Origin of the sequence: Dyadobacter linearis, from assembly GCF_907165045.1 — a bacterium.
GTDB lineage: Bacteria > Bacteroidota > Bacteroidia > Cytophagales > Spirosomataceae > Dyadobacter > Dyadobacter linearis.
Map to the genome: position 1 here is coordinate 1 of NZ_CAJRAU010000001.1, position 14976 is coordinate 14976.

Annotated in this window: 16 protein-coding genes; 4 read left to right on the plus strand and 12 right to left on the minus strand. The window is 44.0% G+C overall.

Annotated features, from left to right (window positions below):
• Positions 1-193: 193 nt before the first annotated feature.
• From KOD92_RS00005 to KOD92_RS00015, 3 genes are all read right to left on the minus strand, one after another.
• Positions 194-1522: an ATP-dependent nuclease gene (locus KOD92_RS00005; protein ID WP_215231474.1), complete on the minus strand. Its 1329-nt coding sequence runs from the start codon at positions 1520-1522 to the stop codon at positions 194-196.
• A 52-nt stretch (positions 1523-1574) separates the two neighbouring features.
• A complete protein-coding gene (locus tag KOD92_RS00010; RefSeq protein WP_215231475.1) occupies positions 1575-2426 on the minus strand; it encodes an AbiJ-NTD4 domain-containing protein in 852 nt (283 codons plus the stop codon).
• A 78-nt stretch (positions 2427-2504) separates the two neighbouring features.
• Positions 2505-3242 carry a TRADD-N-associated membrane domain-containing protein gene (locus KOD92_RS00015; protein ID WP_215231476.1) on the minus strand — a complete coding sequence of 246 codons (738 nt, stop codon included), beginning with the start codon at positions 3240-3242 and terminating at the stop codon, positions 2505-2507.
• Positions 3243-3654: 412 nt separating this feature from the next.
• Between KOD92_RS00015 and KOD92_RS00020 the strand changes: the two genes are divergently transcribed.
• Positions 3655-4026, plus strand: a complete 372-nt coding sequence (locus KOD92_RS00020; protein WP_215231477.1) for a hypothetical protein — start codon at positions 3655-3657, stop codon at positions 4024-4026.
• 18 nt (positions 4027-4044) lie between these two features.
• Here KOD92_RS00020 and KOD92_RS27620 read toward each other — a convergent pair whose 3' ends face one another.
• The 8 genes from KOD92_RS27620 to KOD92_RS00055 all read right to left on the minus strand — a co-directional run bounded on the left by KOD92_RS27620 (position 4045) and on the right by KOD92_RS00055 (position 8805).
• A complete protein-coding gene (locus KOD92_RS27620; protein WP_406566148.1) occupies positions 4045-4182 on the minus strand; it encodes a hypothetical protein in 138 nt (45 codons plus the stop codon).
• Between the two features lie 4 nt (positions 4183-4186).
• Positions 4187-4462 (minus strand): putative toxin-antitoxin system toxin component, PIN family, encoded by a 276-nt coding sequence (locus KOD92_RS00025; RefSeq protein WP_215231478.1) that lies wholly within the window; start codon positions 4460-4462, stop codon positions 4187-4189.
• Positions 4443-4670 carry a hypothetical protein gene (locus KOD92_RS00030; protein ID WP_215231479.1) on the minus strand — a complete coding sequence of 76 codons (228 nt, stop codon included), beginning with the start codon at positions 4668-4670 and terminating at the stop codon, positions 4443-4445. Before KOD92_RS00030 ends, KOD92_RS00025 begins: the two co-directional genes overlap by 20 nt.
• Positions 4671-4932: 262 nt before the next feature.
• Positions 4933-5709, minus strand: coding sequence for a DUF2971 domain-containing protein (locus tag KOD92_RS00035; protein ID WP_215231480.1), 777 nt, complete (start codon positions 5707-5709; stop codon positions 4933-4935).
• A gap of 15 nt (positions 5710-5724) precedes the next feature.
• On the minus strand, positions 5725-6084 hold the full coding sequence (locus KOD92_RS00040) for a DUF1304 domain-containing protein (RefSeq protein WP_215231481.1): 360 nt from the start codon (positions 6082-6084) through the stop codon (positions 5725-5727).
• 154 nt (positions 6085-6238) lie between these two features.
• Complete coding sequence (locus KOD92_RS00045; protein ID WP_215232592.1) at positions 6239-6985, minus strand: ThuA domain-containing protein; 747 nt, start codon at positions 6983-6985, stop codon at positions 6239-6241.
• 107 nt (positions 6986-7092) lie between these two features.
• Positions 7093-8397: a BNR-4 repeat-containing protein gene (locus tag KOD92_RS00050; protein WP_215231482.1), complete on the minus strand. Its 1305-nt coding sequence runs from the start codon at positions 8395-8397 to the stop codon at positions 7093-7095.
• A 30-nt stretch (positions 8398-8427) separates the two neighbouring features.
• On the minus strand, positions 8428-8805 hold the full coding sequence (locus tag KOD92_RS00055; RefSeq protein ID WP_215231483.1) for a winged helix-turn-helix transcriptional regulator: 378 nt from the start codon (positions 8803-8805) through the stop codon (positions 8428-8430).
• A gap of 79 nt (positions 8806-8884) precedes the next feature.
• On the opposite strand from KOD92_RS00055, the gene KOD92_RS00060 reads away from it, so the two are divergent.
• From KOD92_RS00060 to KOD92_RS00070, 3 genes are all read left to right on the plus strand, one after another.
• The gene (locus tag KOD92_RS00060; RefSeq protein ID WP_215231484.1) at positions 8885-9775 is read left to right on the plus strand and encodes an NAD(P)H-binding protein; all 891 of its coding nucleotides are present in this window, start codon (positions 8885-8887) and stop codon (positions 9773-9775) included.
• A 156-nt stretch (positions 9776-9931) separates the two neighbouring features.
• Positions 9932-10990, plus strand: coding sequence for a helix-turn-helix domain-containing protein (locus KOD92_RS00065; protein WP_215231485.1), 1059 nt, complete (start codon positions 9932-9934; stop codon positions 10988-10990).
• Positions 10987-11493 carry a PIN domain-containing protein gene (locus tag KOD92_RS00070; protein WP_215231486.1) on the plus strand — a complete coding sequence of 169 codons (507 nt, stop codon included), beginning with the start codon at positions 10987-10989 and terminating at the stop codon, positions 11491-11493. The genes KOD92_RS00065 and KOD92_RS00070 overlap by 4 nt, the downstream gene beginning before the upstream one ends.
• Position 11494: 1 nt before the next feature.
• On the opposite strand, the gene KOD92_RS00075 is transcribed toward KOD92_RS00070, so the two are convergent.
• Entirely contained in the window at positions 11495-14932 is a 3438-nt protein-coding gene (locus tag KOD92_RS00075; RefSeq protein WP_215231487.1) for a PVC-type heme-binding CxxCH protein, read from the minus strand.
• Positions 14933-14976 lie beyond the last annotated feature (44 nt).

Below are 14976 nucleotides of genomic sequence, written 5' to 3' on the forward strand. Positions count from 1 at the left end.
AGGTCTATTGGCCATTCCATAAGCGGTTAGGTAATACGTACCTAAACTTATAGGAATGGGGCGGTTAAACTCTCTGCTCAGTGGCGTACTTTGCCAAGGAATAAGTGGCGTACTTTCAAGAGGAATCCATGCTTTTACGGGATCTCCAACCTGGAATCCAATACAGAAGGCCTCTCAAAAACCGCAACTTTCATCAGATCGGTGGCGTACTTTGCGCAGGAATAATTGGCGTCATTTCAGAGGAATCGTGGAGTACTTTGGAGAGGAATATCCACTTGGCGACTGAGAACGGCATTGCCACCTCTAAACCAATTGCATCAATAATTGGTTTAAGCGACTCGAGCTGGTTATTGATTTTACCGGATGTAATTTTTTCCGCGGTAGTTCCATTGTCCTTTGTATTAAGCACAAGTCTAACACGGTGCAACTTTGAAGTATCAATAAGATAAGGAGAGTGAGTAGAATATATTATCTGATTCTTATGTGAAAGCTCTTCAAACACTTTAATCATATCTGATTGAGCTTTGGAATGCAAATACATTCCCGGTTCATCAAAAAGTATTATTAGTTTTCTTTCACCTTTATTCTCAGCCTTTAACTGTAAATAAAAGGACAAGAACCACTTAAAACCCTGAGACCTTTTTTCAACTGGCAAATATTCACCCTTTTTCGTTTCTACATAGAATTTCAAATAAGAGGCACCGGATTCGTCTCGGTAGTATTTTACGTGAACCTTTGCACCGGCACCTTCGCCGATTCGTTGTTTCCACTTTTCGTTAAACTCAGCAGTCAACGTTTCATGATAGCTGGTTTGAGTAGTTTCTCTTCGACCATCGGACAGGCTGTCCAACTTAATAAAATCAGCACCCAGGATCGTTTCTACATTTTTAACAGCTTGATAACCCTTTGTTGAAGAACCCCCAGATTTAAATTCGGATAGGAGAATTTTATTTGGTAAAATATCGCAAAAATCATCAAAAAATAAATTGTAAGGTGTCAGGGAGACAAGCACTTTGATGATCTCTTGCAAAGTGTCGTCAACATCAAAAATCTCAATTTCATCTTTGTCAATTTCTCCCTTTTTGACCTTCTCATTCCAAATTTTACTTTCCCCATTAACGTTTTGGATAATTTCCATGATCTTGTCTGCGGCCATAATTTCAATGGACGAGACTAATTTTGTCTTTTCTCCAAGTTTTTTGGTCAGGCGTAACTCACCGAGGTTTAGATAGTAATTCCATATATTAGAGGTTAGATCATCGTTATCCATCGCTCTGAATCTCTTTGTGTCCTCAACTATGTCACAATAAACACAAGTAATGGTTGGTGTGGAGTCGTCTTCACGAACACTATCCAAATCGATTGTTTCATTTTCGAAGTCTCTAATCGCTTGTAAAATTGAGCTTTTACCGGATTCATTCTGCCCAGCCAAAACTGTAATCCCATCGTTCTCTGAAAGGCGGCATTCACCGCTATCTATTATAGATTTGTAATTTTGGATTCGGAAAGATTTTAGTCTCATGTTGATTTCTTTAAATTTATCCCGACTAAGCTTTAATATCGAATTTAGAATACTAAAAAACAATTTTAGCTTTCAAATAACTGATAAAAGCCGAACATGAAACTAACATGAACCTGGCGTCTTCCAAATCCACAGTCTTATCACTTTCCAATAGGGAATGCCTAATTCCTGCCGCATCGCTTGTATACCCATAAATTGCTGAAAATGCCACTTTTAAAGCTTTATGAATGTCATGCTTTTTTTCGATCTCGGCTAATGCTTTGCCTAGTGTAGCCGTATTATCGCCAGTTAAAATAATACAAAATGCCTCAACCGATGATATGGATTCTTTGATTGAATTTCTATAATCTGGCTGTTTGCGATCTGACAATTTAGATAATGCGCTTTTCAAATGAAGGTTTACAGAACTCCATTTATCTGTAATATTTAGTGCGCTTTCTATAGCCTGAATTTCTTCATCCGATGTAATCTGGATAATTTCGGCCTCAATCAATCGATAACCCGCCAATTCGCGTTTAAAGGCTTGATTAGTGCTTTCAGAAAATTTACCCCTTTTGATCCTCAAATCAATAAACGCTAAAAATTCTATCAGATCATAAAGTTCATACCATTCCGCTTCAAAAAACCAATCCCTCAGGAAATGCATAAAACCTTCTGTGGAAACTCTCGTAGAATTATAATAAGTAGCAATTGTATCGACAGGAAATTTGTAGAACTCCTTCCATAAATGCTTACATACATTTCCTAGTTCTGTTTCATCATCTGTGTAAGCAGAATTATTGAATTGCTCCACAAAAACTTCAAGAATAACATTCCATAATCTGTTTCTCAGCGAATCATCTATCGACTCTATTTGCAGAGAATCTCTCACAGATGTTTTGCCAATTTTTTGTGAAAATCGCATACCCTATTTGTTTGAAGCAAAGAAATGTTATCAAGTCTAATCACGATCCTGATTACAAAAATATTGAACACTACTAGCCTATTTAGATGATTTGTTAAGTTCACCATATAGTTCTAATAATTTGATAGCAATGTTAGCTTTTGTTTGATCTTGTAATTGCGCTTCCTCTGGCCTGATGCTGTCAAGAATTTGCACGGACATACCGACAGCATTTATTCTCTCAAGCACAGTCACATAATCTTTTGCCTGCTGCATGGAAGATTTGAAGATTATTAAAAAAGAGCCTCCTAAAAATTCTATGAGCAAACCTGAAATTGCAGCCAATATTGCTGCATTCAGCTGAATATCTCCTAGAAATAATTTAAATATTCCATACCCCACTATCAAAAACCCTACGATCATTACCAAGACCGTCCATATGAAAATCCAACGAACTTGTATCAAATTGCGATTTAGATAGCTTTCCACTTTTATTCTACCCAACTCCCATGCGGCAGTTGTCTCACTATTCTTATCTATGATTCGAGCTTCGACTTCTTTTATTTCGGCCTTTGCAACCGATTCTTCAACGCTGAGTTGGTATCCGTAGATAATCATCACGGCTAATGCTGCGATTGCTCCAATTGTCACTGCTACCGATCGATATATTTCGGCAATGAATGCAGCTTCCACAAGCCCAAAAAGAATAATAGAAATTATTATCAATACTAATGCGAAGTAGGAAAGTTTCCGAACTTCTTTGCTTCCGCTGATAACAGCCTTTGCAACCGCTGAAATAATCCCTGTTGTTGTGAGGTCAATAAAATTCATCATCATAGGAGAGTTCATTTTAAAAGATAAGAATCAATTGAATAATTCCACTGTCTTAAATATGACAATGAATGTCCATTTCGGAAAGAATATGATGTTAATAAACTTGGTCTCTTAAAATTACTTCCTTCTAATAACTGTTCAGACTAAAATGACGCGCAATACTAAGTTCAGCATCCAGCGGCACGAATTCACTTAAAACCATAATTGCACTATTCCGCCAAACACCTTCCCTATCAGAAGAACTTCGCCCATCCTCCCAATTCAAGTAAACTATTGACAACCAATACACGTTAACCAAATTGAAGGCAATAAAACACATTTACAAAACAGTAAATATTCCCCTCATTTCATAACTATTTTAATACCACAGAAAAGCCCCTCACAGAAACACGGGGCATTGAAAACAGAAAGTACCATGATACAAATACAAAAACACACAAAACAGGACAAGTCGAAAAGCCAGTCTCAGGAGTTTACAAAAAACCGTTACTCCGTACTATATACGCTGAAAGGTCAGTACCACCACGTAGGCTGCTCGTCGCAGGAAGAGGCGCAATATGTGCTGGGAACCCAGATGACAGACGGCAACCGCATTCCAATTGGCATCTACGATTCGAAAAACGATACTTTTGAATTCGAAATGATCGGAGAATACTTCCACAGCCAAGACCCAACAAGCGCCCAGCAGGAACGGTTGCATGAGGTTCTGACAGTTTCGCGTTCGCTGAGAAGAAGAGACGGAAGCTGGCACCCTGAGGTGCTGGGAAGAGCGAGTTTTTTTGCTTGAAGTGACCGAGGCCGGATTTCAAACCGTCCTGTAATTTTCCCAATATTCCATTGGGCTGACAATACTGGTGCTCTGATAGGCTGGAAAGGTAAAATCCGTGCTATTTCCGGTAATGATAAAGTTGGCAGAGCATTCTTCTGCCAACTCTAAAACCATATTGTCATCCTTGTCGGAAATGAGCGATTTTGGTGCTTGGAATATACATTTTTCCCTGGGAAGCAATATTCGCAAGCAGCGATTCAGCGCGGACGAAGAAATCAGGAAACCTCGAAAATTTTTGGCGGGCGAGAACTTCGAAATACTCCGCCAACAAGTCATCCGATAGACAAAGCTGGAATTGACCCTCAACGAAAAGATCGTAGATAATTAGGTGAGGATAGCTGCGCTGTATTAGTGCCGAGACAATTACATTGGTATCAATGACGATTTTTTGCATTCCTAACCGCTTTAACCTCGTCTGTTATTTCTTCCATAGACATCGCGGAAATCCCGTATTTCTCTGCCAATGCTACTGATTTATTGAGATTTTGTCGAGTTAGTTCTTTGCTTACTAATTCAAGGAAGTCTGCAAAAGACAAGGATTCTTCTTTGAGCCCAAACTTGCTGTACTCGTTGTCGGATATGGAAATGCTTAATGTGCGCATACTAAGATATTTTGGCTGGTTCTTCTGCTGATAAGGCTCCAAATGTTTTAAAAGACCTATCGTCATGCTCTGCTTTTTCAGCTTTCAACGACTTCGATAGTATTAATCAGTGCCTCGTTACTAGGCAAGCTAGGCACCCTGAAAAAGATCAAAGTTGGTCGCGGTAATATGTTTGTCGACGATGCTCATTCGGTGAATGATTAGATGCAAGTTAGAAAATTCGCTGAAAAAATACCATTAGTAATCCCTTCGCTCGCTTCGGTTAAAACATAGCTCCGGTGTAAAGGCTGGACTGAATCACTTCAATTTTATAACTATATCGCAAGATCATTTGCTCAACCAAATCGCGAAACCAGCCGGGCGCATTGGGTGCTACATAGACGGTGTTGATCAATTCTTGGAGATCAGTCTGTATCTGCAAGCCATGTTTTATTGCTTCGATTGGTTTCTTCCCTCCTTTTTCCATTAGTGCATCAAAATCAACTTCTCCGGGTTCCCATATTACCGCTCTTATTTCTCGCTCGTGCTCAAAGCTCTTCCTCTTATATACAATTGGATGCTGATCAGTGTAGTGACCTTCCGTGATATCATCAGTCTTAAAATCTATGTACTTGACTCGACCCAAATTGATATTCCTGCCGCAATAGTTGAAGCTTTGTTTTAGCTTGGAGAAAGTAGAGCAAATTGCGACCCCTTCTGAGCTTTGCAGATACAACTTCCACATTGCAGCCGATTCGTGTTCATTTTCATGCCAGCAGTTGATAGCATATTGCAGCCGCAAATTCCGATACATATTTGACTCAGCGAGAATCTTTTCACGAGCCTCATCTACATCGAAAAAATTAGTATATAGAGAATTTCTCTTTTGCAGAATGGCATCGGTTGTTGCGCCTTCAAAAGGATCTTCAAAATGATCCGCTCTGGTAAAATATAGTGAGCTTGAATCAAGCATTGATATGAATTTGGTGAAATCCATATATCTCCAAACTTTCACATTTGGATTTTCTGGTTCTGTGAAGGCGGAATGTGCTTGATACATCGCGTGTTGTGTATTCTAAAAATGCAACACCACCAAAGCCACAATCGCCGGCAGCGCCTGCACAAAAAATATCTTCCTACTGGCCGTAGCGGCGCCGTAGAGCCCGGCTACGATCACGCAGGTAAGGAAGAAAATGGCGACGTGAAATGCCCATTGACCTTCGAGAAAGAAGTACCAGATCAGCCCGGCAGCCAGAAAACCGTTGTATAATCCCTGATTGGCAGCAAGCGTTTTGGTGGGTTTAAACATTTCCGGGGCGAGGGAGCCTTTGAAAGTCTTTTTACCAAGGGTTTCCCAGGCAAACATTTCGATATACATAATATAAAGATGCTCAATAGCAACAAGGCCGACCAGAATCTTACCGAGGAGTTCCATAGCAATGATTGAATGACTGAATGATTGAATGATTGAATGTTAAAAGTAAGAAGGGAGAAAGGAGGAATGGAGGAAGGAAAATAGTGTAAACTTCCTCCATCCTCCCTTTCCTCTCTCCTCCAAAAGCTAAAAGCCAAAAGCTAATAGCTAAAACCTACTTAATACCCTTCCCAGTCGCCGCCCAATAAATGCCGCCGTACAAATGATCCAGGAAAGATTGATCTGAATAAACCAGCCCGATGTGACCTAAACCTGTGTAAAATGCCCGGCCGCCGTCGTAGTTATGGTACCACGCCATCGGGTGTTCTGCGCCCATTCCGGTTCCCTGGTTTGTCTTGGGATCGTACGTTTTTTCGTCTATTGTAATCAGGATTTTCAGGTCGTCGGCATTGTAGGGCTTTTTATATTCATACCATTCATCTGTCCAGAGCATGCGTTTCGGGAAACGTTCGAGGCCGGGGAAGTTGCTGTCTTTTACGTCCAGAAAGGCAGTTTGCTGCGCCGGGTGCGTTTTGAAATACATTCCAACCATTTTCCCATACCACGGCCAGTCATATTCCGTATCCGCCGCCGAGTGGATCCCAACCCAGCCTTTTCCACTTTTAATATACTTCTCCAGAGCAGCCTGCTGCGTCTCGTTCAATACATCTCCGGTGGTATTCAGGAAAATGACGACGGCATAGTTAGCCAGATTTTTATCAGTAAAAACATCCGCATTCTCCTGCCAGTCAACCGAAAAGTTGTGCCGCGACGCCAGATTTCTGATCCCAGAAACACCTTCATGAATAGAAACATGATGAAATCCAGCCGTTTTTGTAAACAACAAAGCCTTAAACTGCTGCGCATAAGAAGTACCCGCCGCCAGCACAACAAAAAGCAGGGTTAGTAATTTTTTTGACATCATAAATTGAATTGAAGTTACTATTTCTGAAAAGTGAATTTCTGACTAGTATTAAAACAAAAACGAGGGTTAATATACTTTTGGGTGATGCTTCTGACTATGCTTCCTCACTCCAAAACCTTCCACAAAATACTCGTATCAAAATCCGTATAATGCACGTACTTCTTGTTCTGCATCCAAAGCAGCACGTTTTTGTCGCTTTTCTTTTTGTAGCGAGGGATTACCGGGCGGACGTTATCGAGTGTTGAGTTGCGGGTAACCGGCGTAATTTTCCAGGTTTTCCCAAAATCTTTTGTTTCGCCTTTCGAGATTTCAAAAACGTTGTCGATCTCGTGTGAAAAATAAATAATGGATGGATTCAGCGGGTCAATGGTCAGGCCGCCGGAATAGTTTTCCTCACGCTCTTTTTTATCTTCGGGAGTCTGCGGAAACCATTTTCCAGAGTCGATAATGTGGTGGTCGTTCCATTTTTTGCCGTCAAAAACTGCGTAATAGTATTGGTGTTTTTCGTTCGTAGGGTAGCGGGTATAAGCTACTACTGGCTGACCCTTTTTATTGATCACAATATCAAAAATCCAGGCTTTCCCGGTTTCAGGAGTTGCCTTATAAATAACGCTGGCGTCGGAGGGGTGAAAAGGTAGCTGACTCATTTCGGCTATTTTAGAATCGTCTGCCCGCCAGAATGCACCTTTTTCATAATAGCAATAATAAACCGAATTGAGCGGCTCCGCATTAGGGTGACCGTCGGTGAAAATGAGGTGGATTTTGGATTTTCCATCAGAAAAATACTTCACATAAGGCCGGTTGTTCGTATTCAGTTCTTTTGAAGTAATCACCACCTTCGGATCCGACCATGTTTTTCCATTATCAATAGAAGTAATCACATTTGGCTTAAAACCAACCCAGCGGCCAAAACTGTAAATCTTGTTGCTTTCAGAACTGAGAATGAACGGATTCGCATAAGTATAAGTCTCCCTTTTGAATTTTTCCAGCAGCTCGGGCGTCTGGGGTTTGAACACCAGCGGCTCAGAAAATGAGCTGATATCTCCCGGTGTCGACTTAGTGTGCTGGATCACGCCCATTCCGTTCTTACTGCCGCCGTGCCAGGTATATTGGGTTAAGATCTGCTGATCGGGCAATTCGAGAAAAGCGGGATTGTCGTGGTCGTCTATTTCCAGTTTGCTATACAGCGTTTTTTGCTGGATATCAGCAGTTTTCACATTCAGCGAAGCCGCTACTATATCCCCCGATTTGGTCACCCAGCCGGTCACGATATTTCCGTTTTTGGTATAAATCGCCCGCGGATCGCTGAACCAGCACCACGCTCCGTCGGTCGTTAACGCGGCCGGCTCCTGTGCAAATGCAGGAAAAGAGGTATTAAGAAGAGTTAAAAAGACAAAAAGAATGCGCATAATCGGAGGCTTAGATATTGCGCAAATATACTAGCAGACCGGCTCTTCAACCCTATTCCGCTTCATATCCTTAAAAGCCCACATCGACATCGCCTTAATCACACTATCCAGCTCTTTGCCCGATTCCGTCAGGGTATAGGTAACGTAAGGCGGCACGACTGGCTTGGCTTCGCGCGTGAGCAGGTTATCATTTTCCAATTGTTTCAAATGCTGAATCAGCATTTTTTCGGAGATATGCGGCATGGCCCGTTTGATCTCGGAATACCGCTTGCTGCCCGAAAGGAGGTGATATAAAATGATCGGTTTCCAATGTCCGCCAATCTTATTCATCACATAAGTAACCGGACATTCCTGCAATACGATCTCGCGATTTGCATTATAAGTCGAGCTTTCTTTGATCTTTGTCATGATACATACTTTGGGGTAAGTACTTGTCTAAAAGTAAGTACAAATATAGCTTTGTGCCAACAAAAAACAACTTACAACTATGAAATATATCATCACAGGATCACTTGGACACGTTAGTTTGCCCGTAACAAGGAATTTGGTAAAAGCCGGTAAGGAAGTCACCGTTATCAGCAGCAGCTCAGACAAAAAACATGAAATTGAATCACTCGGCGCACAAGCAGCGATCGGATCCGTCACAGAATCCGACTTCATAAAAAGCACATTCAAAAACGCGGACGCAGCCTATTTGATGATCCCCAGCAGTTTTTCGCTTACAGACTATGAAAAATTTCAGCTTGAAGTGGCAGATATTTATCTGGAAGCATTGAGAGGCAGCAATATCAAACACGTAGTTGTGTTGAGCAGTCTGGGCGCGCAAATGCGTGAAGGTGCGGGACCGATTGACGCGCTGGGTTATTTGGAAGAAAAACTCCTTCAAATCCCCAACCTCAATACTGTTTTCCTCCGCCCGTCGTACTTCTTCTCAAACCTGTTCTCGCTAGGCGGCCTGATCCAAAACGCCGGGATTGCAGGCAATAACTTTGGTGACACGAACGAAAAACTGGTGTTAACTGACACAGACCACATTGCAGAAGTTGCAACTGAACAGTTGCTGAATCTTTCAACCGGAAATTCGGTAGTGAATATCGCGAACGACGAGCGCCACCCTACCGAAATCGCAGCGATCCTTGGGAAAGCTATCGGCAAAGAAAACACGCCGTGGGTCACATTCAGCGATGAAGATGCACGTCAGGGAATGCTGGGCGCAGGTTTAAACGAAAGTTTCGCATCGACTTACGTAGAGATGGGCCAGGCACTCCGCAGCGGCAAAATGCAGGAAGAATACTGGAAAAACCGCCCGGCCAAGCTGGGAAGTTACAAATTGGAAGACTTCGCGAAAGAATTTGCGGGTGCTTTTAAGACGGCTTAGTATTGGTTGAATGCGAAAGATCGACCTGACATTAAATCACCACAATTTGATGTCAGGTCATTTTGTTGATCCGAACTGACCAAAAAATTAAGACAATTATGGTTGACAACCTTAATATTTTTTTTACATTTGTCAACCAACATACTATTTAGAATCATGAGAGAGATATTTGCTGCTCGATTTAAATCAGCTCGCTTACGGACTGGTTTATCATTAAAAAACTTGTCGGACAAGCTTGGCAGCAAAATTTCCCGCCAGGCTCTGCACAAATATGAAAAGGGCGAGGTGATACCAAACAGCGATATGCTCGCGCTGCTAAGTGATATTCTACAAGTTCGCCCCGACTATTTTTTCAGCGATACCAAAATCGCGATAGGCGCGATCGAGTATCGAAAAATGCAGCATTTACCTTCGAGGGAAGAACATAAGGTTGTTGAGCAAACTCGGGAATACCTTTCAAGATATTTGGAACTTGAAGAAATCCTGGGGATATCCAGCGAATTTGAAAATCCTCTTAAAAATCTTGCCGTGGTTTCTGATTTTGAACAGGCAAATGCCGCAGCGGAATTGCTTCGAAAATGGTGGAAACTGGAAGAAGATCCGCTCTATAACATCACCCAGATACTGGAAGATAAGCACATTAAAGTAGTTGAAGTCGATGCGGAGCCAATATTTGATGGAATGCAAACCTGGGTGAATGGTCAGGTACCAGTTCTTGCATTTAACAAGAATCTGTCGGGCAAGGCGGACCGGATTCGATTTACCTTACTTCACGAACTAGGGCACTTACTGTTAGATTTTGGAGATTTGGCGGACAAAGAAAAAGAGAAACGCTGCCATCAATTTGCAGGTGCAATGCTTCTGCCTAGAAATACTTTGATAGATAAACTGGGTTCCAAACGATCCAGGATCTCAGTTTTAGAATTGGGCAATATAAAAAAGCAGTTTGGAATCTCTATTCAAGCCATAATTCGACGGGCTGCGGAGTGTGCTATCATTAGTGAAAATTATGCGAGACAATTTCTACAACGAATAAAGGAGGAAGGATGGAGAACTACCGAGCCGGTTGCTTATGAAGGGATCGAGGCTTCGGACCGGTTCGATCAATTGCTTTTTCGTGCCTTGTCTGAGGAACAAATTTCGCTTAGTAAAGCTGCTGCCTTGAAAAATATGAAGCTGGCCGAGTTCCGAACCCTGGCTTCATTCGGGGAATGAGGTTAGCTGTCACTGACGCGTGCATTTTTATCGACTTATTCGACTTACAGCTAACCCGGCACCTTTTCGATCTGGATTTAGAGATCCATACTTCCTCTGATGTTATCGGAGAACTGTACGACGAACAGGCGGAAGCGCTGCATTTACTTGCTGCAAACGGGAGGTTGCAGATCCACAACATCAATGAAGATGCACGCTTTGCGATTTCGGAAATGAATTTTCCGCGAGCTTTATCTCAAAATGATAAAACTGTACTTCATCTGGCAGATCGTTTTCAAGCGATGGTGCTTAGTTCCGATCAGGTAGTTAGAAATTATGCTGTTAAATGCGGCTTGGAATGTCACGGAATGCTTTGGGTCATGGATACATTGATTGAGAAAGGCATTATCAATCCCAAGCTAGCAGCAAAAAAATTGCAGGCACTCTTGGAAACTAACATCATGTATCGAAATAACATGAAACTGTCAGCTGAAATCCAAAAGCGCCTGCAAATATGGCTTTAACCTATTTCCCCATTCTCAACCGTGTCTGTGCGGCGCCGGCAACATCTTTCAATTCCACCTTCAATCCGCCTTTTGCTGCATTGCGGTCGATCGTAAGTGTTACGGGATGAATACCTGGTGCAAGGTCGGCAGTCAGATTTCCGTCAGCGATTTTCAAAGGCTTACTATCGACCGTCGCGGAAATTCCGTCAGCTGCACTTAATCCCAGCGTAACTGGTCCTTTGGTCAATACTTCAATCTCGAACCGAACGATGCTGTAAGGCTTTCCTGATGCGCCAAGTTCCGGAATTTCACTTAGCGGAAGTTCGCCGGATACTTTGCTGTAAACCGGCTGCCACGCCACTTTCGGAGCATTTTTCCCAGCAGCAGCTTTGGTACCTTTCGGCTCGGTCGCAGTCGTTTCCCAGCGTCTTACAAACCTGGTGTTCGACACGCGGAAGTCTCCCGGCTCACCCATTTTGGTCAGAAATCCAACGAGATTGATAAATTCAGCCTGGTCCAAACCGGCAGTAAGGCCCGGAGGCATCAGGGAGCCCGGTACTTTTTCCATCACTTCCAGCTGACTTTTTGGAACGGAAACTTCCTTACCAGTCACATCGCGGATCACAACATCGTTTGCTCCATCAGAAGCCAGGTAACCCAGCAATTCCGATCCGTCCTTTTTCACAACCCGCTTTAAATCATATCCTTCCTTGATAGATTCACTCGGGTACAGCAGCGATTTGATGATTGTCTCGGCTGGTGAACTCGTTCCCAAACTGCTCAAATCAGGCCCGATCAAACCACCCGCGCCACCAATCGCATGGCACGTTGTACAGCTTGACTCAACCCGGCGGAATATCTGCTCTCCTTTCGCAGGATCGCCTTTTTCGCGAACCAGTTTAGCCAGACCTGCGATTTGCTGATCGTTCAGATCCTGCGGCATTTTCTGGGTAGGCAAAGTTCCGCCAGAAGCTTCGAGTGCATTCACCAGAATTTTCATCTCATCAATGCTTTGCCTTGTCCAGCCCGCACGCTGGCGAACCAGTAACCGACCTTTTTTAGCAGCAGTTTCAGGGATCTTTTTAGCGGCGATCGCTTCTCCCAATGCAGCTGCACCAGGATTTGTCGAGATAAATGCAACAAACAAATCCGTCAGATCGACGTCAGCAGGCAATGTCCGGATCAGGTCGGCAGCCACTGTCGCGGCAGCTTTCGGATCTACATTTGCGAGTTGACCTGCCGCGATTACCCTTACTTCCGCTGCATTCTTCGGGCCGGTCAGGTCAGTCATCATTTTCTGCGCTTTCTCTTTATCAATAGCTGCGAGAGCACCTAATGCGGCTTTTTTCGTTTCCGGATTACCTTTTTGTACCAGTTCAGTCAGTTTTGCATTGAGTGAATTCAACTTCCACAGACCAGCCAGGCGCATTGCGCTCAAACTTATCGCGTCTTCGTCACTATCGATCAGGGTAGCAATGCGATCCGCATTCTGATCGGGCTTCACGTTACGCTGGCGGCCGGCTTCTTCCAATGCACCAAGCTGCGCAACAAGGTTTTTATCTTTATTTTGAAGCGCCAGATCAAGTAGCATACTCAGGTCAGCAGGCTGGCCGGTACGCGCGATCGAGCTCAAAACGTCCTTCTGATATTCGTCAGGTACCTGCCCTTTTTGATACAACTTCACCAATAAAGTGGCCGCATCTGCGCCAGTGGCCGATTTCAATGCGTAAGCAGTTTTCTTCGCGTCACCCAGAAACTCCGGCTGTGACTTCACCTTCGCCAGCCAAACCGGTTCCAGTTCACGGATCGTTTGCCACAATGCAAAATCCAGGAATTCGTCCATTTGCGCATCCAATACCACTAATGCATTCTTCGCAGCTTCGGCAGTTTTGGTTTTTCTCAATGCAATCACCCCTTCCAGCCTCACCTGCGCATGTTCGTCTTTTACGGCTTTGGCCAGTAATGCAGGCTCATTCGCGATCTTGCCAGACCATAATTCAAGCGCGCGCAATGCTGCCGCACGTGCATTATGCGTTTTTGCATTCAGCAAACTCACCAGAACCGGCTCATTTACGGTTTCCAAAGTCTGGTACACCCACAAAGCCTCCAACAAATTGTGCTCGTAGTTGGCGTCGTTTTTGTCCAGCGCGGCTACCCATTTTTGCAATTCTGGGACTACTTCCTTAGCTCCTTTTGCCTTCAAAACCTGCTTGGCCTGCAAACGGGTCCACTCTTCGGGCAGTTTTAAAGATTCCAGTAACTCGGTAATAGTCGCTTTCGCCAATTGCGGTTTTGGTACCAGCGGACGGTTTTTGGCAACAATACGCCAGATCCTTCCGTGCTGCTGGTCGCGGCGCGGATCGTGGAAATCTACTTCTCCGTGCTGGATAATAGGGTTATACCAATCGGCTACATAAATAGCGCCGTCGGGACCGACGTTGATATCCACCGGACGGAATGCGACATTATCCGTCCACATCAGGTCATCGGTCTGCTTGGAAGCGTAACCAGCGCCCTGTTCTTCGAGCTTGAAACTGTTGATCCGGTTCGCGCGAAAATCGTTTGTGATCATTCTTCCCTGCCACTCGTCTGGTAAATGTTTTCCAGAAACCACATCCAAACCGCTGTGTTTCGGCTGTCCCGGATTCAAGCCGCGCATAATGCGTGCAGCTCCCGGCGCTGTCACGAAAGTAGCTCCCGGGAAACCGTAGTTAATACCTTCACCACCAGCTCCATCCGTCAGGAAAGACTGTCCCCAGCGGTCAAATTGCAGGCCCCACGGATTTACCAAACCCTTCAAATACACCTCCATATCGAGGTTGCGCGTATTCAAAGCCCAGGTACCACCACCTTCCAGACGTTTGATCCCGAAAGGAGTTTCGACGTGGCTATAAATGTAAATGGATTGGTTGAAATACATTCTTCCCTCCGGTCCCCAGCGAAATGTGTGGATCAAATGGTGGGTATCCCCGGTTCCAAAACCGTTCAATATCCGGCGTTTCTTATCCGCTTTTCCATCTCCGTCCGTATCCGAAAAATGCAGGATCTCGGTTGAATTGGCTACATAGCAGCCACCGTCTCCCGGTAAAATACCAGTTGGCTGGATCAGTCCTTCCGCGAAAACGGTAGACTTGTCAGCCTTACCATCTCCGTCAGTATCTTCGAGAACGAATATCTTGTCATTCGCCGATTCGCCTGTTTTCAAATGCGGATAAACCGTGCTGCTCACCACCCAAAGGCGGCCTTCTGCGTCCCAATTCATCTGAATAGGCTTCGCGACCATCGGATCGGAGGCGAATAATGTTACTTCAAATCCTTCGGCTACCTTGAACGAGGCGAGCTCCTTTTGCGGATCCGGATCGGGATCTTCCTTTACGTTCTGGTACCGGCTGGAAGAGGTAGTGAGGAGGACCGCCGCAATGAGCGTCGCTCCATATAGTACTCTTGTTGCTTTCATGTTTTAGCTGTCGGCGCTCAGCGATCGCTGTCAAATGCATTGCG